Raw genomic sequence first — 23,667 nt, 5'->3', positions numbered from 1 at the left:
TTATTGAGCCAAAAGTTGGTAAATCAACTGAGCCAATTCCTGAATAGCAAACACTAAAGCAACATTTACAAGTCAGAATTAAGCAATGATAGAAAAAATTTTGTTAGCGGTTTCGGGCTTAGGTCATGCAGAAGAAATGCTCAAAACCTTGAAAGAAGTACCATCAATTCAACGTGCTAAAGTAACAGTTCTGCACGTTGTACCTCCCCAAAGTACTGCTTCTGCAATGACAAATAAATGGGAAGAAGGGGGTAAAATTCTTGCCAACGCCATTCAGTCTTTAAACTTAGATCCTAGCCAAGTTTCTTCGATTTTACGGCAAGGTGAACCCAAAGACGTAGTTTGTCAAGTAGCCGATGAAATTGATGCTGACTTAATCATCATGGGTTCACGCGGACTCAAGCGTTTGCAGTCAATTTTGTCAAACTCCGTCAGTCAGTATGTTTTTCAATTGTCTTCTCGCCCCATGTTGCTGGTGAAAGATGACATTTATGTCAAAAGAATCAAGCGCATCATGGTAGCGTTAGACAATTCTGATCCAGCCAAACATTGTTTAAGTTTAGCTTTATTCTTGCTGCGAGGTGTTCCTGGTAGCCAATTAATTTTGACTCATATTAATACTGATTTGCGCGGCAAAACCTCAGAAGTGACTGAAGTTATCCCCGAAAAAAATCCCGTTTTTGGCGCAGCTTACGCCGAAGCTCAAAAATATGGTGTCCAAACTCGCTGCTACACCAGTAGCGGTAAACCCGGTGAAGAAATTTGTCGTCTCGCCGAAGAATTGAGTGTAGACTTACTTCTACTCGGTTCTCCAGATCGTCGTCCATCAGTAGCTAAGAGCTTTGTCGATATAGATAGACTCATCGGTGCTTCTTTGTCTGATTATGTTCGAGTCAACGCTACTTGTCCAGTATTGTTGGCAAGAACTAGTGCATAAAACTACAAGGGGCTAGAGGCTAGAGATTAGAAAAAAGTATTTTTAACTTAGCACTCAGCGAGAACTTGCGTGCGGAGAGAACTTGCGTGCGCGGGTTCTCCCCGTTGAGCAAACTTCGGTGACTCAGCACTCCAAATTTAGCGGTTGATAAATAAAAACCCCAGCACCAATGGTGTAGGGGTTTTTTATATTATGCACAAACTATTAACTATCTTTTTTACCTTCGCGGCTGGCTGTTTGGATGTACAGAATTAATAAAAACACAGAGGGAACTAGTACGAACAGAATGCTCGCTACGAACCCTAAGTCATTAACTTGCATGGCAAAGAAGCCTCTCTATATTTTCCAGTCAACACCTTTAGAATAGCATCATCGATGCCCGTGTTAGCCTTATTTTTTTTACTTCTCATATCACCAATGTTGTTGGCAGGTAAGCTTTAAGGGTTAAGGTTTTGTTACTACACTCACAGGGCCATGCACTAAAGCTTGACAGGCGAGGCGGTAATTATCTGGTTTTTTCTTAAATTTGCGCTTTTCTACCTCGGTGCGCGGCGACAGATTTTCTAAACCTTCTACTACCTCTACAACACAAGTACCACACTGACCATAACCACCGCAATTGGTCATTTTACCGAAAAGTGTATACAAATCAATGCCGTTTTCTACAGCTTTTTGTCGTAAGTTAGCGCCATTAGCAGCTATGACTTCTTTATCTTCTTTAACAAATTTAATGTTACCCATAAATATTTAATTCCTTGTTGACTGTAAAATGCTTGGCTAAAAAGGCTAATACCATTTTGGATTGAGAATTGCAGTCTATGTCTAGGTTCTGTCAATCCATGCGATCGCCATCTTTTTTCCAATTGGCATAAGTTTAAATTAGTCTGTATCAACTATATTACTTAACTTCTAGTTACTTGTTACAAATAATTAAGAAATATCAAGTTTTAGCAAAAACATATTGTCAAAAAAAATAGGACAGGTATTTTGCCTGTCCCATTGATGAAAAATTTACTTAACTTACCTAAATCCCACAGCTGCTTGCCATACGAAAGCAAGTAACAAGAAGAAAACAGGAATTACTGGAAGAACGTCTACCAGAGGATCGAAAATTTGGTAAGCTTCGGGCAGTTTAGCTAATAATAGTGCTGCTTCCATGTTCGTTTTTATCCACTCTATCCAACACAGCTTTCATAATTGAGATGTATCTTAACATGGTTTAGCCACTGAGAATTAGTTATTCGCCGCTTTGAAAAAAAGTGAGTAGAGACTAAGGACTAGTACAGGTCGGCGGAAATAAAGATATCATTTCAAGTTAGTGAAAAGCTTGTAATATAAGCTTTTTGACTTTTAACTTTTGACTTTTGACTTCCGCGTAGCGGTACTAGCCTCTAGCCTCTGAAATATCAGACACCGAGTAATTTGTAGATTAAGCTGTTGATGAAGGTGAGGGCTAACGCGCCTAAAACAGCACTCCAGATACCGAAACGTAACCGGAAGCCCTCTACTAACCAAGCAGCAATACTAAAACAAACAACGGCAATCATAAAAGTGAAGATGCCGGATAATAGATCAAATGTGAGGAAATTCGGTACTGCAAAGATTAGGCGTAAAATCGGTCTGATGATCGCCGTAACAATACCGAGAACTGCTGCTGAAATAAAGGCTTTTTTGGGTGAGTCAACTTCAACTCCGAGGGGAAGTTTACTAATAATCAGCAGGCTGATAGATGTTACTACCCAAACAATAAAAAGCGTTACAATTGCATTCATTGCCACAACCCTTGAAACGCGAATGGCGATTGGCGATCGCTTATTTAAGCAACCGATTTCAGATTTTTTGAAGCTTTGCCAATTACTTGTAAATTACCAGATATTTTTATCTATCGATAATTTATTTTTTATATCTTTAGGTTTGGGCGATAAATTATCAGGAGGCAGAAGGCAGGAGGTAGGAGAAAATTTATTACTCAGCACTCAGCACTTTCAACTCAAGAGTCATAATTTAAAACCCAAGGTGGAAGATGAAGAAGGATTTTTGCTGCATCTTCCATTGCTGCATTTTGAATGGGAAAATTCTGCTCAAATTTATCAGTTTGGCGCAGAATTATTAGTATTTCCTGGTGCTACTGGTACTTGTGTTGCTGGTGCATTTGGTACACCAGGAATTACACCTTCTCCAGAGGAAGGCTGCCCATAATTAGGAGGTATTTGGTTAGGGTTAATAGGGATATTTGGATTAAAATTTTCCTGGGGATTAATTTCTGGAACTGGTGCAGGCGGCACGCCAGGATTATTGGGGAAATAGGATTCTGGTAATTGATTAAGTTGAGTAGTGGAAGGTTGACTAGGCCCTGGGATAATACCTAAAGAAACGCGATCGCCGCCTATTTGTCGTAATAAATCTAGCGTTTCTACCACATCATTATAAGTGGTAGTTCGAGAAGCATTTAATACCAAAATTCCATCAGGATTTTGTTCGAGATATTGTCTGAGTCTCTGTGCTAATTCCTCGCGTTTTACTGGTTGTTTTTCAATGTAAGTATTGCCTACAGCATCAATAGTCACAATTTGACTACCAGTTTGTCCAGCGATCGCAGCCGTACCTGTAGAAGCTTTGGGCAAATCAACATTAATAGCTTGTTGGCGAGTAAATTGTAACGCTGCTAACAAAAAAAACGTCAAAATACAAAAAACAACATCAATTAAAGGAATAATTTGAATTTGTACTTCTTCAACTGGAGTATGCAGATTAACTTTCATCGTCTGATAAATTTTAGTTATAGCAAAGTGTTAAGTGCTGAGTGCTGAGTAATAAATTGCCTCCTGCCTCCTGACTTGAAAGTGCTGAGTGCTGAGTGCTGAGTGCTGAGTAAAAATACTAGTCCCACTTTCATGCTTGGCTATGAAACTTGTTTCATCGGGACTGTCTTCTGCGTTATGACTCAGGATCTAATGAATCAGTCACATCTGGTTCTTCTGGAGGTTGGGGAAATAGATTTTTAGCTTTTTTGCGGGGTGGAGTGACAGTTTCACGAGAAGCTTCATGCACAATTGCTGTATTGTTGCTAAATTCCGGTGGAGATTGACGATAAAGTAATTCCAATTCATTCCCCGCCTTGCGAAAAATTTTGACTTGGTTAACTAAAAAACTTTGGAATAGCCGATAAAATACCAAGCTAATAATTGCAACGATTAACCCTGCGGCAGTACTAATCAAAGATTCACCAATCCCAGTAGTTACCCCAGCCGTCGATTCTGTACCTAAATCACCAATGCGAATTGAGCGCAAAGAGTGAATCAAACCCAACACTGTACCCAACAGTCCCAAGAGTGGGGAAAGTGCAATCACCGCTTCTAAAAGTTTTTCACCACGACGCATCCCGGCTAATTCGTCTTCGGCTGTGGCTTCTAGTGCTAAACGAAAAGTTTCCAAATCCACCTTTAACAGGCGTAAAGGTGCATAGAGAAATCGCCCAATTGGCTGATCTGTAGCTCGTTTGGCGATATCTGCGGCTATATCCCAATCTTCTTGGGCTGCATCTAGTACACGGTTAACTATTTCCTTTTCTTGATTTAAAATCCGCAGCCAAAACCACAAACGCTCTAAAATCACACTCAGCGCCAGAATTGACAAAACTGCCAAAGGCCACATCGCTGGCCCACCTTTTTGAAACAGTTCTAAAATATCCACTGCTTAACTTTCCTCCCTCCGTACTTAGAGCAATTATCCCAAAGCATTTTAATTCTAAAGATTAATGTGCAGTTAGAAACTCAGATAATATAAATTTCCTGAAGCAAAGAAGGATTAGACCCTAATTTCTCACGTATGGGTAGGGGCTGTGGGAAGTGTGGGAAGTGTGGGGAGTGTGGGGGGTGTGGGGGGTGTGGGAAGTGTGGGGAGTGTGGGGAGTGTGGGAAGTGTGGGGAGTGTGGGAAGTGTGGGAAGTGTGGGGAGTGTGGGAAGTGTGGGAAGTGTGGGAAGTGTGGGGAGTGTGGGGAGTGTGGGAAGTGTGGGAGGGGCTAGAGGCTAGTATTTTTATTCACTACTCCCAACTCCCTATTCCCCACCCCCAACTCAGTTACGGAACTTAACTATTGCTAGACTGGCATGCAGGAATTATGTCATAAGTAAAAAAGGCTGTTCAATGCAAATCAACTTATGACTGCTGCTGTACAAAACTCTCCTAACTGGGCTGTTAACTTGGTCAACGGCATTTTAGCAATTAAGCCTTTAGCGAACCTCGCCAAGCACCAAGCCCGGCAAATGATGATTAAACGCGCTGAAAAAATTGGTGTGCCTTGGACAAAGGAAGTAGAGAAACTAAAAGCGCGTAATTGGTCAATAGATTTAGCGCAAGTCCAAAATCCGCAGCTTTCCTATCCAGATTATTATGTCACTTCATTTCATGCCTACGAACAGGGCAATCTGAGTTGGCACGCGGCGTTTGAAGTCGAACCTGCGGCCCATGCTGTTCACGCGAAGATTTGGCCTGGTGCTGAAGTTGAAGGCGATCGCCAACTCCGGCAGAGTTATCATAATATTCTCAAACCTTTTTTGGCTGAGGAACCACGCGACATTCTGGATATGGGATGTAGCGTAGGATTAAGTACTTTTGCTTTGCAGCAGGTTTATCCCGAAGCGAAAGTGACAGGCTTAGATTTGTCTCCCTACTTTCTGGCTGTTGCTAACTACCGCGCCCAGCAACGTCAAGCTAAGATCAATTGGCTTCATGCCGCAGCCGAATCAACAGGGCTACCAGATGCGTCTTTTGATTTGGTTTCGCTGTTTCTGATTTGTCATGAATTACCCCAAGCACCCACGCGCCAAATTTTTGCGGAAGCGCGGCGGTTGTTGCGTCCCGGTGGTCATTTGGCAATTATGGACATGAATCCCAAATCGGAAATTTACAAAAAAATGCCTCCCTACATTTTGACTTTGCTCAAGAGTACTGAACCATATTTAGATGAGTACTTTTCTTTGGATATTGAGCAAGCTTTGATGGATGTAGGTTTCCAACGTCCTACAATTACCAGCAATAGCCCCCGTCACCGGACTGTAATTTCTAAGGTGCGTGACTAATTTAGCTGTAATACTTTGGGCTGCAATTCCCCCACTGTTACTTTTAGGTTATTACTATTACCGTGTCGCCTTTGCTCCGGCTTTACTGCGTTTGCTGTGGTTTTTTATAGCCGGGGCAATTTCTGGTGGTGCTGCCTTGGGTTTACAATGGTTGGCGGAACTTGCATTTAACTCGATTGTAAATTGGCAACAAATTCAGCGATCGCTTTTTGGCGCAGCCTTACGTCAACTCATAGAAATCGGCCCCATTGAAGAAGGTTGCAAGTTCATCGCCGTTATTCTCCCCATTATCTATCTCCAACGCAGATATCGATTCCGCAGCAGTAGCATTTTGCTATTTACCATTGCTGTGGCTTTGGGGTTTACCGCCGAAGAAAACTGGATTTACCTTTACCACGGTACCGCCTCAATTCTTGACCGGAGTATTGGTACACCAGTTCATACAATGTTTTCTGCACCTTGGGGTTATGCTTTAGGAGTTTATTTTGCCTCAAATCTCAAATTACATCACCACAAGAAGTTAATTTTCTCAGCTTTTATCAATTCTGTGGTTTGTCATGCACTGGTGAATTTTTTATCAATTGCTTGGCGTTATGCTGTACCAATTAACTTTCTCAGTTATGGTTTATTTCCCTTTTTATTGTGGATGTTTTGGCGGTTAGAAAAATTATTAAGAAGGGTACAGAAGCAACCACCCATCATCTTAATTTCTCGCTCATGGCACAGAGGTTTAGTGTTATTTGGACTGATGTTGGGAGGAAATGCTATTTTTGGATTATTTTTGTTAGCTAGAGTTATTGAACCTTTACGTTGGAGACATTTTTTTTATCCAGAAATTGGGCGTTTTATTCTGAGTCGTTTTTCATGGAATTTATTTTTGGCAATTTTGGCATTGTTGATTTATTTGTATTTACGTCATGGGGGATAGGTTATAGAGTGAGGTTTAAATTGGCAGTCAGATACTAAAAAGGAATTAACCGCAAATGGACGCGGATGCACGCAGATGATTTTGGATATTATCTAAGATGAAAATGACTTAATAATAATATACTGAAGGTTCATTTTCCCTTGATTTTAATTTCACTAATCTTACGATTGTCATCATCGCTAAATTTATAGATATTAGAAACATAGAATTTAATGTTGAAGATAATGAAAAGATTTTTAGTCATACCGATGGCTTTAGCCAGTTTAACTATTGCTTTATTGCCTGCTCGTGCTGAAGTTACAGAATCAGTAATAAACAATATGCGCTTTTTTATTACTAGTGATAACTTATTAATTGCTGCCAACATCAAGAGTGGTTCTGCTTGCTCTTTAAACAAAGGTACTTCTATTACTAAAATGGCTGGGTTTAAAGCAATCTATCAAGACAAGACTAATGCCAGGGTTTCAGGGAGAGTTGAAAGTTTTTTGGCACTGAAAAATAATGAAATTTATCCAGTTGCAGGTAAGTTTCAAAGCAATGCTAAAGTTAGAACTGCTGACTGGTTAATTAGAAATACAGAATATTATCCTGAGTTTCTCAGTGAAATGGTAGATTGTACAACTGAAGGCGGATTAAGAAGAATGCAGTTCGACTCTTCTTCACCTTGAAGCTTTTACGAAGTTTATATTGACTGAGATTTTCACTATCTTACACAAGTTTGAACAATGATGATGACAAACGGATTACTGAAAATCTCAGCAGTAAAATATTCTCTAACTTACAATCAAAAATTTCAAATCCAAAATAGTATTATGCTATAATGCTTTATTCAGACGTTTAGAACAGTATTTACATAATCTTATGGAGGAAACAAAACTAAAATTTGTTGATTTATTTGCTGGCATTGGAGGTTTTAGATTATCTTTTGAAAAAGCTGGATATGAGTGTGTTTTCTCCTGTGAGATTAATGAGGCTTGTAGACAAGTTTACTTTAATAACTTTGGAGATATACCTGCGGATGATATTAGAAATATAGATATACAAAGTTTGCCTGACTTTGATGTTTTGACAGCAGGCTTTCCTTGTCAACCTTTTAGTATTTGTGGCAGAAGAAAAGGGTTTCAGGATACTAGAGGTACTCTATTTTTCCATATTTGCGAAATTATTGAACATATTAAGCCATCTGTTGTTGTACTTGAAAACGTTAAGCATATATTACATCATGATCAAGGAAGAACATTAGAAACTATATTATATTCCTTAGAAGATATAGGTTATGTGGTAAATTACGAAATACTCAACTCTAAAGATTTTGGTTTGCCACAAAATAGAGAAAGAGTAGTATTTGTTGCTACGAGAAATAGAAAATTTGATTTTAAGCTGCTCAAAAAAATTTATCCGTTTCCTACTCTCAAAGAATTTTTGTGTACTTCAGGAGATTTTGAGTACTTAAATCCTCAAGATTACACAATGATAGAAAACCCAAAACAACAAACTTCTGGGTTAATTTTTGTAGGTTATCGTAATAAAAATATTTGGAAAACAGGTGTTAGACCAAATACAGAACATTTATCTAGGGTGCATCATCAACCCAATAGAATATATTCTATTAAAGGTGTACATCCAACAATACCATCTCAAGAGACTTCCGGTAGATTTTTTATTTATATACCTGAAGAAAAAGCTGTGCGGAAATTAACTATTAGAGAGTGCTATAGAATTATGGGGTTCCCTAATAGTTTTAAAATTCATAGTAATTTAGGAGAGTGTTATAAGCAAATAGGTAATTCTGTTGCTATACCAGTCATGTATGAATTGGCGAATCAAATTAAGAAACAGTTTTTTCATGATTCAGAAACAAACGATAAAAATATTAGTCATAATAAAAGTTTTCATATTGAGCGACCTATTCAACTAGAATTACCTCTTTAATATTAAGAATGAATCATCGAGAAAAACTTTTAAAAGTTTATCAAGATATAGCTAAGGTTGAAATTAATCAAATTATTTTACCTGAAGAATATCAAAATTATGTGGCAGAAGTTGCGAGGAATTGCTTTAAACGAAAAGCTGCTCACACAGTATTAATAACTCTTTTGGTACATAAAATTTTACATCCATCTCAAGATATTCGCTATCATCAAGCTGAAATGATGGATGGTTTTTCTGGAAGAAGTATAGATACAAAATACATTACTCCGACATTAACAGAGTTAGGCTTACCTGCAATGGCTGAAAGTGGTTGGTTAACTCGTTCTTTTGAACAACCTTACCCTTACACATTAAGTTATAACGGAAACATAAGCCCTAAATCTTTAAAAATAGCCTTTCTAAATATTATTGATTTTGTACAGACGCATTCTGAAAAAGCAGAAGATGTATTGAAATTGCTGCTGAAGCTTATTAAATCAGCTAAGGATGATAACTTGGTTGAGATTGTTAAATTAACAAATCCAGAGAAATTGTCAATACAAAATGTCATTAATGCTTTAGATGAACATTTTAACCATAATTATGCAACTGTAGGTGGTTCAAAACTACCAGTGATTGCTTTCTATGCTATTTATCAGATTCTAATTAAGGAAATATCTAGATATAGTTTTTGTAAGCTTGGTAAATTAGGTAGTCACACAGCTTCTGACAGAACTTCGAGAACTGCGGGAGACATTGAAATATTTAATCAAAATAATCATCTTGTTGAAGCGATAGAAGTAAAACATGTTCAAGAAATAACTCTACAAATTGTTTATCGTGCTAGAGAGAAGATAATTAAATACAATCCCAGAAGATATTATATTTTTGCTGCAAAAGATATTAAGCAATCAGAAGCAGAAGAAATTAATAAATTGATTACACAAATATCGTCTGAACATGGTTGTCAGGTAATTTTGAATGGGATTATCCCAACAATCAAATACTATTTAAGATTGATAGACTCTATTAGTGATTTTATTGAGGGATACTCTTATTTGATAGCGTCGGATAATGAGCTACAAAAAATACACAAAGAGAAATGGAATGAAATTTTAGGCGGATTAATGAATGAAGAGTAACAGAAGTTCAGCTTGTTTACGCGGGATGAAAGTAATCGTAGATTTCTTGCGCTAGTCGTGGGCCGATTCCTGGGACTTCGGCGAGTTGGGCTGGTGTAGCTTGGCGGATATAATCGACTGAGCGAAAATGCCCTAATAGTTGCTTTTGGCGATGATGTCCTAAGCCGGGGATTTCATCTAAACGCGATCGCTTTAGTTTATCACTGCGTTGTTGCCGATGGAAACTCACGGCAAACCGATGGGCTTCATCCCGTAACCTTCTAAGTAGTTGTACTCCCGGTTGTTCTGCGTCGGTGGGTAAGGGTTGTGACTCTCCCGGTAAAAAAATCTCTTCGCGCTGTTTTGCCAAACTCACAACCCGCAAGTCTTCTAGTAAGTTCATTTCTTGCAACACGCCAACGACAGATGATAGCTGACCTTTACCGCCATCAATCATAATTAAATCAGGCCAGTCAGGATTACCAGCGCGTAGTAGTTGGGAATCTTCGCTATATTTCCGAAACCGCCGTTGAATGACTTCCGCTAAACTGGCAAAATCATCAGAATGTCCTATTGTGACGGTGGGATTTTTGATTTTGTAATGGCGATAATTTTGCTTGGCGGGTAAACCATCAATAAATACCACCTGAGAAGCAACCGCATTGGAACCTTGGATATGGGAAATGTCGTAACCTTCAATGCGGTGGGGTAATTCTGGTAAGTCGAGAATATCAGCTAAATCTTGCATAGCTTGATTATTGCGATCGCCCAATTTTTGCATTCTTTGTAATTCGTATTGGGCATTACGCTCGACCATCTCAATTAATTCTGCCTTGGTTTGGCGTTGAGGCGCAACAATTGTGACTTTTCTACCCTTCCTCTGAGTTAAAACATCCGCTAATATTTCTGTGTCGGGTAACTCATACTGTACCAAAATCTCTGTTGGAATTTCCACCGCATCAGCAGTTTGATAATGTTCTTCTAAAACTCGTTGTAAAATTGCACCTGGTTCAGCTTGTGCATCTGCAACAAACGCCAAGCGTCCGACTAATTGTCCAGCGCGAATTTGAAATAATTGAATGCAGGCGTGTTGTGTATCTGCGGCTAAAGCGATCGCATCCCGTGAAACTGTATCATCTGGTAAAGATACTTTTTGATCTGCCGTCAGAGATTTTAACCCAGAAATTTGATCACGTATCCGCGCCGCCGATTCAAAGTTTAAAGCTTCGGCGGCTTTGTGCATTTGTTCGCTCAAAATATCAATTAATTCCTGAGTTCTACCTTGGAATACCATTGCTACTTTCTGCACAGTTTTGCGATATTCGGACGGGGAAATCAATTGTTGACAGACACCAGGACAACGCCCCATGTCATAATTCAAACAGGGACGGTCTTTAAATAAAGGTTGTGGTCGTTGTCGCAGAGAAAAGATGCGCTTACTAATGCGGAGGATTTCTCTTAATAAACCTGTATCTGTATAAGGGCCGTAGAACTTATCTTTTTCTTTACCTAGCTGGCGTTTGCGAGTAATGAAGATGCGGGGATAGTCTTCTGACCAAGTGATGCAAACGTAAGGATATTTTTTATCATCTTTGAGCAGCACATTAAAATATGGTTGATGCTGCTTAATTAAATTTGCTTCCAACGCCAAAGCTTCGGCTTCGGTGTCGGTGACAATAAACTCAATTTCTGTGACTTGTCTCGCCATTGTGGCGATGCGTTCGCTTTTGATGTAGCCTTCACGAAAATAAGAACGCACACGCGATCGCAATTTCCGTGACTTACCTATATATATAATGCGATCGCTGCCATCCCGCATAAAATAAACACCGGGTTCCGGCGGGATTTCCGCTAATCGATTTTCTAAACGCTCTGGATCTTTGACCAGTGGTAGTATTTGAGCAGATGTTGTCACAATTAAATTTTTGGTAATCTGACGCTTTTACCTATCTCTATTTTAAAAAATAAATTGGGCGTTGCGGAATTTGAAGATGAAAGAGAATAGGCACTTAGTCCCGACGAATAAAATTCGCGGCTAGAAAAACAAAGTCCGCCTGCGCGGACTAATATAAAATCAAGGTTTTGAACCCGCGCAGGCGGGTTTTGTCTGTGTAGCCGCGATTTCAATCGCCGAGTGCTTTTTCCTTTTGCCTTTTTACTTTTGCCTTGTTGTACTAGTGCAAGATATGTGTATATATTAATTAACTAGCGATCGCTACTGACTTTTTGCGAGCGGGACGTTTACGGTCGGATTTTTTCTTAAATCCTACGGCTTGCGCTTGATCACTATCTGAACCATATTGTCCCCGCACAACTTCTTTCATGGCTAACACTGCGTTGTGAAATTCCCACTCGGCTAACCTCGCCGCATCAGTAGCCGCACGGTATAAAGTGAGTTTTTCATTTTCGACTTGTTGCAACGTTAACATTTTTTGATAAGCTGTCTGCAAAGCGTCTTCTGTGGCATCAGCGCGGGTTGTTGTATAGTTGTTAATCGTTTGCAAACCGTGTAAGGAAGTGGTGTCTTGAATAATTATCTGGCGAGATAAACGACGTGTCATGTCTTGGGTAGGCATGGATGTTTCCGTATAAGGATACATATTTAACGTACCCATTGCAACTAAAAATCTATCAGTAATATAAATTTTTTAGCTAGGCTAATATTTAATGTAAGCGTGCAGTTTGATTGCAGACTGATACATTGTGAATGTGAGTCGTTACATTCACAATGTGAACCAGTACATTCATGATGTGAGCGATCGCATTTACAATGTGAGCAATCGCATTCATAATGTGAACCGTCACATTTATCATGTAAGTAATTATATTTACATAACAATAATGTTTATTTTAGAGTTAGCTTAATATAGATTTTTAAATCCACAGTTATTAGTATTTATTTAATACCAAATCGATATATAGCCTTTCTCATTCTAGTGAAGTACAAACAAGAATAATTAACCGCCGATGAACGCAGATGGACGCAGATAAATTTGTACCTCAGCAGACTAGGAAAGGCTATATAAAAATCCTAAATCATTTGTAAAATTTTCTTTCTTCTCTTCCTTCTCTTTCTTTGTGTCCTTTGCGCCCTTTGCGGTTCGTTAAAAAGAATACTTTTTCACAACTCAGATAGAATTGCTATATAAAAACAAATTTTCACAATTTAATCTCTTCCGTGAAAATAGTTGATAACGGCAACTCTGATTGACACAGATTGAGATAAATTTGTGCGACTTGATCTAAGGGATTTTGTTGTAAGCAATCTTGAAAATGTTGGGCGGCTAAGTTAAATTGTTGTACTTGGTAAAATTTGAGGGCGCTGTTAAATAATTCTGTAGTTGCTAATTTACCTTGGCGAATTTCAGGAACATCGGCGGTAAATACTTCATGAACAGTTACAGCCGTAATTTTACCTTTGACTTTTACTTGTCCAACTATGCGAATATAAGAGCGATCGCAATTTTTCAAACGTTGAAATGTTTGGTCTGTAATTAATAATGGTGTGTTAAATGTTTTAGTTAAACCTTCTATTCTTGAGGCTAAATTTACAGCATCACTAATTACTGTGCCATCCATGCGATTAAAGCCGCCGACTGTGCCTAAAATCAGCGAACCAGTGTTAATACCAATACCAATTTGAATTGGTGTTTTACCTTGGGTTTGCCGTTCTTGATTGTAAGTTACTAAAGCTTGTAACATCGCAATGCCGGCTTGCACTGCATCATCAGCATTACCAGCAAATAAAGCCATAATTGCATCGCCAATATATTTATCAATGAAACCATTATGTTGAATAATGATTGGTTCCATACAACTCAAATATGAGTTGATGAATTGAAAGTTTTCGGCGGGGGTTAAAGTTTCTGATAAAGTGGTGAATGAGCGAATATCAGTAAATAAAACTGACATTTCCCGTTGGACTTGATCACCCAACTCCACATCAACAATACTTTGTTTGTTAAGAAATTGAAGAAATTGACGGGGAACAAAGCGTTCGTAAGCTTGGTTTAAGGCAGCTAAATCGGTGTATAACCGGGCGTTTTCGAGAGAAATTGCTGCTTGAGTCGAAAGTAAGTTAAGTAACTCTAAACGGTCAGGGGTGAATGCGCCTGTGGTTAAGTTATTCTCTAAATAGATGATACCAGTGAGTTTGCCTTGGTTAATTAAGGGCGCACATAAAAGCGATCGCGGTTGAAATTGGCGAATATAAGGATCACGGATAAATTCACCTTTGCGTGTGGCATCATTCAACACTACACTTGTTTTAGTGCGGATGGCATAATTGACAATTGCCACAGAAAGTATTGAGCTATTTTCTATCGGTAATGATTCTAAGACTTGAATGTTATTTTGTTCAACTGTGCCTCGCGCCTCAATTAAAAACTTACCTTTGGTTTCTAATAACAAAAATCCCCGTTGCGCCCCCGCATTTTCCATTAAAATTTGCATTAAATTAGTCAGCAGTTTATCTAGCTGAATTTCTCCTGATAAAGCTTGGGAAGCTTTCATCACTGTGACTAAATCCAGGGAAGCAGAACCACTGGTACTTGTAACGCTGCTGGCGTTAGTATTTTTAGTAGAAAGATGCGGGGTAGTAATTCTTTCTAACTTGCGGTTTAATAGTTGGGGATATTGATTTTCCAGATGTTTAACTTTCGCAGTTGCGCCCCATTGCAAATAAAGATAGGCAGCATCCTGCATATATCCTTGGGCAACTTTCTGTTTATTTTGGGCAAGATAAAACTTGGCTGCTAATTCATTTGCTAAAGCAGCTTCGTTAGGATAGTTGTTTTCTTGGGCTAAATTAATGGCATGATCATAACAAGCGATCGCCTCTGCTGTTTCATTATGAACTCGATGCCATTCTGCTTCGACTAAAGCTAATTTATGGCTGTAGTTACTCGGTGCAGATTGCGCCCAAGTTTTAAGTTTTTTGATATTGGCTGTAACTTGTTTGAGTAATGTTTGCCGTTCTGTTAAATTACTAGTTGCTACTAAGGCTAATCGCATCAAAGCATCATAAAAACAAAACCAACCAATGATAAATAACGCCACGACAGCATCTAAATACGGAATTGCTAACTCGGCATTTTGCCAAGCCGTTTGATAATCTTCAAACAAATAATTCAATGTCAATAAATGAGTGTAGACAGTAAAAGTTGCTGTACGATAATTTGTCTCAATATGTAGGGGTAAGCTGGCTGTAATATCATAAAATTCCCCTACTAACTCGCAGGGATTGGCATTTTTACCCTGCAAATTGGCGATCGCCTGCCGATAAATTTGAATTAAATCTAAAACTGGCTTTTTCTTAAACTTTTGAATTACTTCTAAATAATTAGCTAAACTTTGATCTACTTCTTTTAAATCTTGTCCACAAAAATAACTATGACTAGTGCTAACATTTGCAGAAAAAGCCGCATACTCAGTATCACCTGTGTCTCGTCCTACTTGAAAAGCAATTTGCAATGCAGATAAAGTATTAGCGATTGGTTCTCGCCAGTGACGCACAAAACTATTTACCACAAACAATACTCTGGCTTGCATATTTTTGGCATTTAAGCGTTCTATTAGTTTTAATGCCAACTCACCAAACTCATATCCCCCGGTTAAATCTCCGACAACACCACACAAAATCAAGCCGTAAGTAGCGTAAGCAAAAGCTGATTCTGGCGCATTTCCATGTATGGCAGAAAGTTCCACTTGTTTAAACACTGTTAAAGGAAATAAGTTTGGCGCTGCCAAATAAGTTGAAGAAGCAATACTGGATAAAATATGAATTGCAGCTAACTTAGTGGGATTAGTTAGTTGGGGCAAATCAGCTAAATTTTGTACCTGTCTACCAGCTAAAGCAAGTTTCGTTTTTAATAGTCCCAACAGAATTTGCAATTGTCCAGGGTTAGCCGCTAAAGGAATCCCTAAAAGTTTGAGAACTTGCAAACCTAATTTTACGGCTGTTAATAATTCATCTCTGGCGACAAGAGATTGAATTTTGATGGCATAAACTTGGACTTGATCAATTGTGTTTTGGGCGTGACGTAACACCACCTCAATTAATTCGTCCATATATTCAAACGCCCCAGCCAAATAAGCAGCTTCGACAGTCGCTTCGTGTAAAGATAAAGTCAAAGAATATTGCTGTTGCCAACTTGTTGCTGTTAAACAATTAATTCCTGTTTTGAGGTACTGTAAAGCAGGTTCGTAAGCGGCGGAAGCTTTTGCTTTGTTTCCGGCTGTTAAGTTTAACTGGGCTAATTGCTGTCGCTGTTGTGCATTTGTAATTAATTCCCAACCGAAATTTAATTGGTTAACAATATCAAAAATCTTTTCTTCTTGTTCTGCAATGGTGATATTCTGCAATAATAATTGCCCAATTTGCAGATGCACTGCTTGTTTTTCTTTGGGAGGAATGAGTGAATAGGCTGCTTGTTGGACGCGATCGTGTAAGAATTTGTAGACAATATCTAAATTTGTTAAGTTGGCGGCAACTTCTTGATCGCCTACTTGTAACAATTGATAGTCGTTACCTTGGGGGAAAATCAGCCCCATTTCTACAGCTTCCCATAACTCGGCGGCTGTTGCTGGCAGAGATTTTTCTTGGACAATAGCTAAGGTTTTTAAATCAAATTGATTGCCAATGCAAGATGCCAACTGTAAAACTTGCTGAGAAGCAATTGGCAATTTTTGAATTTTACCCGCCATTAATTCCACAACATTATCAGTAATTTGCGCCGCTTGAATTTTGCTGAGTTGCCAATCCCATTCCCGGCGCAGCGCATCAAATTGCAGCAATCCTTCTGTATACAGCGACTTGAGAAACTCATTCATAAAGAAGGGATTGCCGTTGGTTTTCTGCTGTAATAATTGTGCCAGGGGAGTTAATTTTTCCCAATTGTGACTATTAAATGTGTCACTCAGCAGTGCATGAATTTGCGGCAATTCTAAAGGTGTTAAGACAATTTCATTAATTGTGACTCCGGCGGCGGTTAAAGTAGCGATCGCACTCCGCAATGGATGAGTTGCATCTACTTCATGATCTCGATACGCCCCAATCAGCAATAAATATTTACTATCTAACTGACTCATTAATAATTCAATCAACTGCAAAGATGCAACATCCGCCCACTGCAAATCATCCAAAAAAATTACTATAGGATGTTCTTTTTGGGTAAAAACAGTAATAAAGTTTTGAAAGACTAAATTAAAACGGTTTTCTGCTTCTTGGGGCAGTAATTCTACTACAGGCGGCTGCTTACCAATAATCAGTTCAACTTCGGAAATCACATCAATAATGACTTGACCATTGTCACCCAAAGCATTTAATAATTTTTCTCGCCAAATATTGATTTCTGTTTCTGTTGCCGTTAACAGTTGGCGAATTAAATCTGTAAAAGCTTGAATTAATGAACTATAAGGAATATTGCGTTGAAATTGGTCAAACTTTCCTGCGATAAAATATCCCCGTTTTTGCGTAATTGGTTTATAAATTTCCTGCACTAAAGCTGATTTACCAATTCCAGAGTAACCAGCAATCAACATGACTTCGCTTTGTCCACGACTAGCCCGATCAAAAGCCATCAATAAGTCGGTAACTTCTTGTTCCCGACCGTAAAGTTTTTGAGAAATTTGAAATCTATCAGAAATATCTTTTTGTCCTAGTTCAAAGGGCGGAATTTCCTCTGTTGTTGTCAACAAATCTAGGCATTGTTGTAAATCTGCTTGCAAACCAAAGGCGCTTTGATATCTTTCTTCCGCAGTCTTTTCGAGTAATTTCATCACTAATTGCGAAATGACTACAGGAATTGTGGAATTGATTTTATGAGGCGGAATTGGTTGTTTGGCAATATGACTGTGAACAAGTTCTACAGGATCTTCGCTAATAAAGGGTAATTGTTGCGTCAGCAGTTCGTAAAACGTCACCCCCAAAGAATAAAAATCACTGCGATAATCAATCGCCCGATTCATTCTTCCTGTTTGTTCTGGCGAAATATAAGCCAAGGTTCCTTCTAAAATATTTAGGTTCAGTACAGTCGGATTTTCTTTCGACAACAGCGTTGCAATCCCAAAATCAATAATTTTGGTTTGGCGCGTTTCGGGATTGAGCAGAATATTACCAGGATTAATATCTTTATGAATAATTTGTTGCTGGTGAATTGCACCTAAAGCTGCTGCTACTTGAATTGCAATGTGCAGAAAATTTTCCAGCGCCAGGGGATTTTGAGTTAGCCAACTCCGCAGAGGTTGTCCCCCAAAATCTTCTAAAACTAAGACTAAGGTATTTTGATATTTTTCGACGCTGTAAGCTTGGATAATTCCCGGAACTTGAAAGCGGCGTGTCAGTTCGTATTCGAGTTTAAACCTTGCGATCGCTTCTGGGGTAGGATATTCCTCCCGCAATAATTTCAACACGACTGGTTGGCGATCGGACTCTCGGTATCCCTGATACACCTGAGAACGAGGGCTGTCATACAGTTCTCTTAAAATTTTGTACCCTTCCAGTGCGATCATAGATTGCTCAAGCATTAGAGCTATGTTTCTTAGCCTCACCAGTATAGTTTGGACGCTTTTAAAAGTGGTAAGATTACGTAATAGTTTTTTGTTAACAATTTAAAAAGCTCAGTGTAGCGATCGCACTGAGCCAAGATAACAATTTTTGAGTTTTGGGTAATTACCCGAATTTAAGCTTAACTTTCAGTATTCATTGATTATCGTTCCCGCCGCTTTCATTGCCGTAAACTGGACGACAAATGTAGGTAGGATAGTTATACCCACCTGATTGATCTGTGGATTGACCGCCTGAAGGTTGTCCACCGTATGTTGGCTGACCATCTGATGTTGTTCCAGTACCTTGTCCACCAGATAAAAGCTGCTGTTCTGCTGTTGATAAGTCAACAACTAAATTAGATGTGATGAATTTATTTGACATAATTTTTTACCTCACTTAAGTTTATAGGTATATCAAACCTATGCCTTTATTATTAGTTGTTTTGTCTTTTAATAAATTATTCTTTAGCCATAGTTTTTTGTCTGCAAACTCACTCTTTAGGATTAAAAATATTTGGAAAACCAATCAATACCAATACTATGAATAACAATATCCCCGAATTATTAAATAATTTGGGAATATGAGTTTGTTGAGAATTTTTAAGGGCAGTTTGACGGCTAAATCAATAATTAACGCGATTTTTATTTGTCGGAGTTAAGTGTAAGATAAGTGAATTACAAATTACAAATTAGTCAATTACTTTAAAAAGATAAAAACTTTAAATGTTCTCCTTTTTGAGAAAGAAATGTTTCAAGTGTGCCTTGTAACTGCACTTGACCTTTATCTAACATCACAATCCAGTCAGCACGATGTACAACACTAGGACGATGAGTAATCAAGATTGTGGTTTTACCTTTGCGGGATGCTAACAACTGATCTAACACTTGTGCTTCACTTACAGGGTCAAGTCCGGCTGTAGCTTCGTCTAAGATTAATATAGGTGGATTAGTGAGAATTCCTCTAGCGATCGCTAATCTTTGTCGTTGTCCTCCAGAGAGATTAGCACCAAATTCCCCTAATACAGTTTGATAATTATTCGGTAATTGACTAATAAAATTATCTGCATCTGCAATCTGACAAGCTTTGACAATTTCCTCAAAGGAAATATGGGGAGTCCCTAAGCGAAAATTATCCACAATTGAACGACTCCAAAAATGCGGTTCTTGCGGTACATAAACTACTTGTTGGCGTAAGCAATCCAGCGCGATATCTTGGATGTTATAAAAACCAATGCGGATATTTCCTGAATTTAATTCATACAAACCAGCAATGAGTTTTGCTAAAGAACTTTTTCCACAACCTGATTTGCCAATCAAAGCAATCACATTACCACCAGGAAGTTTTAACGAAAATTCTTCTAACAAATCCACTCTCCCCGCATGATGAAAGGTAACTTGGGAAAAGCGAATATCTGCATCAGCCGGGATTTGCACCGTTGGTTTTTGACTCCCACCAATGACTTCTGGTGTCGCTTCAATTACTTCTAACAGCCGCGAAACGGCAGTTTGCGATCTGAAATATTCATCACCAAAACCAACTAAAGAGTTAATTAAATTCAAAACATTAACTTGTAAAACATTAAAAGCCAGTATTTGACCAATGCTTAACTGTCCTTGAATCACTAAAATACTACCCAAACCTAATAAAACTACACCACCAATAGTAGAAATTAATCTCGCAACAGTTCCGTTAATAATCCCAATTTGAATAGTACTAAAAGTTAAATGCGCTAACCGCCCAAAACGGCTTTGAAATTCATCCCAAAACTGAGGAGCCGCATTCGTCGTTTTAATTACTTGTGCGCCTTTAAATGTTTCTACTAACACACCTTGATTTTCTGCACCCAAAACCAACAAACTGCGAGTTTTTTGTTGGAGAATTGGTAAAAAAGGTAAAGTAGATCCAGTCATTAATAAAGCAACCACGATAACTGCCAGTGTGAGAGTCCAACTATAAAAAAGCATGATGCTGAAAGAAATTACCGCGATAAAAAACTGACTGGGTAATAAAATTACAATTTGCGATACTAACTGATTAATTTCATCAATATCGCGCAATCGACTCGAAATTTCCCCACTGCGGCGCGATTCATAATAACTCAAAGGTAACTGAAGAATTTTGCGGGCAAACTCCATTACTAGTCCTAATTGCAACCGTTGACCAAAATGGGCAATCATCATTGATTGTACAGCTTGCAAACTACTACTAAATAAGCTAGTAATCACAACGGCTGAGACAATCACAACTAGTAATTGAGTATCTCCTCGTACTAACACATCATCTGTTAAAAGTTGTAGTAAAACTGGACTACCAAGCGCCAATACACCTAAAACAATATTGATGAGTAATACCTGACTTAATAAATTTCGATAAGGTAATACACGCTGAAAAAACCTACCAAAACCCTGCTTTGGTTCTTCTTGAAACTGCACAAAAAAGCGAGTCAAATCAGGCTCTAGTAAGAGCATGACTCCATTCCATGCAATGGCTAATTCTTCGCGGCTAATATAACGTAAGCCTGTAGCCGGATCACCAACAATATACTTTTTCCCTCGCTTACCATACAGCACAACCCAGTGATAACCATGCCAATGGATAATGGCGGGTAAATGGATTTCTGTAATTCTATCCATAATTGCTGGTGCGGCTTTGACGGCTCTAGTATTAAATCCCAAAGTCTCAGAACCGCGTTTTAATCCCAGTAAAGTTGTGCCTAACTGTCCAGTTCCTACCGCTTCTCGGCTTTTACTCATACTCAAGAAGCGTCCGTAATGTTTGCAAATAGAAACTAAACAAGCTGCTCCACAATCTTCTTCACTGGATTGTAAAACACACTCGTATTTTTTTTGGTGTTTAAATTTGAATAGACCAAACATGATAATTTGTAATGCAGAAAGATGAATTTTTTTGATTCTGAATTCTGAATTCTGACTCCTGAATTCTTTTAAATATCTGCAATTAATCTCGCTTTTCGCAGAATGAACTGCATAACGGTTTCTTGGCGAGAAATAATATCAGCGCGTCCTTCCATTCCAGGTTTGAGATGACACTGGCGATCGCCCCTAGCAACAGATAAAGTTTGCGGTACAATTGTCACTTCATAAGCTGGCGGTGGTTGCACAGTCGGTAATGCAGCGTTTTTCTCCACAGCTAAAGCGTCGGGTGCAACTGTGGTGACAGTACCCTTGAGTGTGCCGTAATCTGGATAAGGACAAGCCGAAACTTGCATCTGTACTTGTTGATTTGGTTTTACCTTATCGATATCTTGCGCGGGAACTCTGGCTTTGATTTGTAATGTTGCATCTAAAGGTGCAATCTGCGCGATCGCTTCACTGGGTTGGACAACTTGTCCAGGGTTGCGTAAATTAAATTGCAACAAAATTCCATCACTCGGTGCGCGAATCACCGTTTTATTTAAATCATTTTCGGTTTGTTGTAGTTCTTTTTGCGTCGTGTCTACTTGCTTTTGAAATTCTAGGCGCTGCTGGAGTAAAGTTTCTCTTTCTTTTTTCAACGCCGCTAAATCTGCTTGTTTCTTCGCCTGTTCTTGCTGAATGCGGACAAGTGCGACAGCTACAGGCGAATCACTCGGATTAATGGCAGTTTGCGCCTTGATTAAGTTTGTTTGGGCAATTGTGAGGGCTTGTTCTTTTTCTTCTAAACTATTTTTAGCGTTGGCTTTGGCTTGCTCTAACTTCGTTTCGGCTGCTTTAACTGCCAATTGTTTTTCTTCTAGGCTATTTTTAGCATTTTCTTGAGCTTGTGCGAGTTTCGCTTTTGCCGAAATTACCGCTTGTTCTTTTTCTTCTAAACTATTTTTAGCGTTGGCTTTGGCTTGTGCTAACCTAGCTTCCGCAGATTTAACTGCTTGAATTTTTTCCTCAAATAAATTGAGTGAAACGGCTCCCAATGCGACTATTGGCTGTAGGCGATCGCGTTGTAACTTAGCTATTCGCAAGGCGGTTTCTGCTTCTTGCACTGTAGTTTTTAACAGTTGATCTCGCTGCAATCTATCTTTTTGTTTTTGGGCGATTTGTAAGGCGGTTTCTGCTTCCTGCACAGTTGATTGGAATAATTTTTCGCGCTGCAAGCGATCGCGTTGCACTCTTGCTAATGTCAAGGCGGCTTCGGTTTCTTGCACAGTCGTAGTTAGCAGTTTTTCGCGCCGTAATCTGTCTTTTTGTAACTTTGCGATCGTTAACGTTGATTCTGCTTGCGTCATTTCCGCTAAAGCTTTAATTCGCTGGTCTTGATAGTTGCGTTCAGTTCCACTTAAATCTGCTTGCGCCGCGAAAATCGTCTGGTTCATTAATTCAGTTTGTGCCGCCAGCTGCATATTAATTTGACTCAGTTGTGCATCAATTTGACCCAGTTGTAATTTACTTTTTTGAATTGTATTTTGTAGCTGACTTTTTTGATTCTGAAGCCGCCCATCATCCAAGTAGGCGATCGCTTGGCCTTGTTTGATTATTTGATTATCTTTCGCTTCAATTTTCTGCACAGTTCCAGTAATCGCCGACTCCACAACCTTGAGTTCCCCTAAAGGTCGAATCGTTGCCGGAACTTTCACCGTGACATTGTACTTGAGAATTGAAGATAAAGTTACTCCCAGCACAAAAATACTAATCATTACACTTCCAGCAACACCAATCCATTTGCCAATGCTGGGAAGAAATTCATTGACATCAAATACAGGGAGTTGTTCTGGATTCAGGTCATTAAAACTATTGTCAGCATAGTTTTCCTGAGCGCGTAAGAAATTCACTGTACTGCACCTTATATTGAGGAATTTATATGTAGAACTATCAAAAGTTAGACAAAATAACTGGGATTTTGCCTGACAAATATAACGAAATACCAAGCAAATTGTAGAGTTTGCCTTGAAGGCGATCGCTGTGAGCTATTATTTCGTAAATTACCTTTCTCAAAGAAAGAGAACATCATCCCCAATAATCTTTTATAATTAGTTATGGGGGACGAGAAAAGTGTGTGACAAGCAAGCACAACCATCACTTTTCTCATATCTCTAACGTGGGTAACACAGAGAGAAAACAGAGGAGAATGCTCAGACTCCCTCAAAAACCTCACTTACGTTGAGCGAGTAATAACTGTCTCCTCTCCCCTCTTCTTAATTTGGTCG

21 protein-coding genes are annotated in these 23,667 nt (G+C 38.9%); 8 read left to right on the top strand and 13 right to left on the bottom strand.

Features of this window, described 5'->3' with window-relative positions:
- Positions 1–85 precede the first annotated feature (85 nt).
- The gene (locus H6G74_RS12390) at positions 86–937 is read left to right on the top strand and encodes a universal stress protein (RefSeq protein WP_190967958.1); all 852 of its coding nucleotides are present in this window, start codon (positions 86–88) and stop codon (positions 935–937) included.
- 204 nt (positions 938–1,141) lie between these two features.
- Here the strand turns inward: H6G74_RS12390 and psbM are convergent, their stop codons facing one another.
- From psbM to H6G74_RS12370, 4 genes are all read right to left on the bottom strand, one after another.
- Positions 1,142–1,258 (bottom strand): photosystem II reaction center protein PsbM, encoded by a 117-nt coding sequence (gene psbM, locus H6G74_RS12385; protein WP_015113622.1) that lies wholly within the window; start codon positions 1,256–1,258, stop codon positions 1,142–1,144.
- A 123-nt stretch (positions 1,259–1,381) separates the two neighbouring features.
- The gene (locus H6G74_RS12380; RefSeq protein ID WP_190967957.1) at positions 1,382–1,678 is read right to left on the bottom strand and encodes a 2Fe-2S iron-sulfur cluster-binding protein; all 297 of its coding nucleotides are present in this window, start codon (positions 1,676–1,678) and stop codon (positions 1,382–1,384) included.
- 279 nt (positions 1,679–1,957) lie between these two features.
- Positions 1,958–2,095, bottom strand: a complete 138-nt coding sequence (locus H6G74_RS12375) for a photosystem II reaction center protein K (RefSeq protein ID WP_006195022.1) — start codon at positions 2,093–2,095, stop codon at positions 1,958–1,960.
- Between the two features lie 248 nt (positions 2,096–2,343).
- Positions 2,344–2,709 carry a phage holin family protein gene (locus H6G74_RS12370; RefSeq protein ID WP_062295233.1) on the bottom strand — a complete coding sequence of 122 codons (366 nt, stop codon included), beginning with the start codon at positions 2,707–2,709 and terminating at the stop codon, positions 2,344–2,346.
- 22 nt (positions 2,710–2,731) lie between these two features.
- Here H6G74_RS12370 and H6G74_RS12365 point away from each other — a divergent pair, with 22 nt between their 5' ends.
- A complete protein-coding gene (locus tag H6G74_RS12365) occupies positions 2,732–3,136 on the top strand; it encodes a hypothetical protein (RefSeq protein WP_190967956.1) in 405 nt (134 codons plus the stop codon).
- Here the strand turns inward: H6G74_RS12365 and H6G74_RS12360 are convergent.
- Complete coding sequence (locus H6G74_RS12360; RefSeq protein WP_190967955.1) at positions 3,028–3,699, bottom strand: ExbD/TolR family protein; 672 nt, start codon at positions 3,697–3,699, stop codon at positions 3,028–3,030. The two genes, H6G74_RS12365 and H6G74_RS12360, sit on opposite strands and share 109 nt — an antisense overlap.
- A gap of 175 nt (positions 3,700–3,874) precedes the next feature.
- A complete protein-coding gene (locus H6G74_RS12355) occupies positions 3,875–4,630 on the bottom strand; it encodes a MotA/TolQ/ExbB proton channel family protein (protein ID WP_190967954.1) in 756 nt (251 codons plus the stop codon).
- 148 nt (positions 4,631–4,778) lie between these two features.
- Here H6G74_RS12355 and H6G74_RS12350 point away from each other — a divergent pair, with 148 nt between their 5' ends.
- From H6G74_RS12350 to H6G74_RS31165, 6 genes are all read left to right on the top strand, one after another.
- A complete protein-coding gene (locus H6G74_RS12350) occupies positions 4,779–4,970 on the top strand; it encodes a hypothetical protein (protein WP_190967953.1) in 192 nt (63 codons plus the stop codon).
- Between the two features lie 128 nt (positions 4,971–5,098).
- A complete protein-coding gene (locus H6G74_RS12345) occupies positions 5,099–6,019 on the top strand; it encodes a class I SAM-dependent methyltransferase (RefSeq protein WP_190967952.1) in 921 nt (306 codons plus the stop codon).
- Positions 6,012–6,947, top strand: coding sequence for a PrsW family glutamic-type intramembrane protease (locus tag H6G74_RS12340; protein ID WP_190967951.1), 936 nt, complete (start codon positions 6,012–6,014; stop codon positions 6,945–6,947). Before H6G74_RS12345 ends, H6G74_RS12340 begins: the two co-directional genes overlap by 8 nt.
- A gap of 224 nt (positions 6,948–7,171) precedes the next feature.
- Complete coding sequence (locus tag H6G74_RS12335; protein WP_190967950.1) at positions 7,172–7,615, top strand: hypothetical protein; 444 nt, start codon at positions 7,172–7,174, stop codon at positions 7,613–7,615.
- Between the two features lie 193 nt (positions 7,616–7,808).
- Positions 7,809–8,879, top strand: coding sequence for a DNA cytosine methyltransferase (locus tag H6G74_RS31170; protein ID WP_190967949.1), 1,071 nt, complete (start codon positions 7,809–7,811; stop codon positions 8,877–8,879).
- A gap of 8 nt (positions 8,880–8,887) precedes the next feature.
- On the top strand, positions 8,888–10,000 hold the full coding sequence (locus H6G74_RS31165) for a hypothetical protein (RefSeq protein ID WP_190967948.1): 1,113 nt from the start codon (positions 8,888–8,890) through the stop codon (positions 9,998–10,000).
- A gap of 16 nt (positions 10,001–10,016) precedes the next feature.
- On the opposite strand, the gene uvrC is transcribed toward H6G74_RS31165, so the two are convergent.
- The 7 genes from uvrC to H6G74_RS12290 form a co-directional block, all read right to left on the bottom strand.
- Positions 10,017–11,894, bottom strand: coding sequence for an excinuclease ABC subunit UvrC (gene uvrC, locus H6G74_RS12320; RefSeq protein ID WP_190967947.1), 1,878 nt, complete (start codon positions 11,892–11,894; stop codon positions 10,017–10,019).
- Positions 11,895–12,180: 286 nt separating this feature from the next.
- Positions 12,181–12,555 carry a hypothetical protein gene (locus H6G74_RS12315; protein ID WP_190967946.1) on the bottom strand — a complete coding sequence of 125 codons (375 nt, stop codon included), beginning with the start codon at positions 12,553–12,555 and terminating at the stop codon, positions 12,181–12,183.
- 88 nt (positions 12,556–12,643) lie between these two features.
- Complete coding sequence (locus tag H6G74_RS12310) at positions 12,644–12,784, bottom strand: hypothetical protein (RefSeq protein WP_190967945.1); 141 nt, start codon at positions 12,782–12,784, stop codon at positions 12,644–12,646.
- 354 nt (positions 12,785–13,138) lie between these two features.
- Entirely contained in the window at positions 13,139–18,505 is a 5,367-nt protein-coding gene (locus H6G74_RS12305) for an AAA family ATPase (protein ID WP_242051210.1), read from the bottom strand.
- A 175-nt stretch (positions 18,506–18,680) separates the two neighbouring features.
- Complete coding sequence (locus H6G74_RS12300) at positions 18,681–18,908, bottom strand: hypothetical protein (RefSeq protein WP_190967944.1); 228 nt, start codon at positions 18,906–18,908, stop codon at positions 18,681–18,683.
- Positions 18,909–19,228: 320 nt separating this feature from the next.
- A complete protein-coding gene (locus H6G74_RS12295; protein WP_190967943.1) occupies positions 19,229–21,403 on the bottom strand; it encodes a peptidase domain-containing ABC transporter in 2,175 nt (724 codons plus the stop codon).
- A 68-nt stretch (positions 21,404–21,471) separates the two neighbouring features.
- Positions 21,472–23,292, bottom strand: coding sequence for an HlyD family efflux transporter periplasmic adaptor subunit (locus H6G74_RS12290; RefSeq protein ID WP_190967942.1), 1,821 nt, complete (start codon positions 23,290–23,292; stop codon positions 21,472–21,474).
- Between the last annotated feature and the right edge of the window lie 375 nt (positions 23,293–23,667).

Origin of the sequence: Nostoc spongiaeforme FACHB-130 (genome assembly GCF_014698475.1) — a bacterium.
GTDB lineage: Bacteria > Cyanobacteriota > Cyanobacteriia > Cyanobacteriales > Nostocaceae > Nostoc_B > Nostoc_B spongiaeforme.
This window is presented reverse-complemented; position numbering and strand designations above follow the sequence as displayed.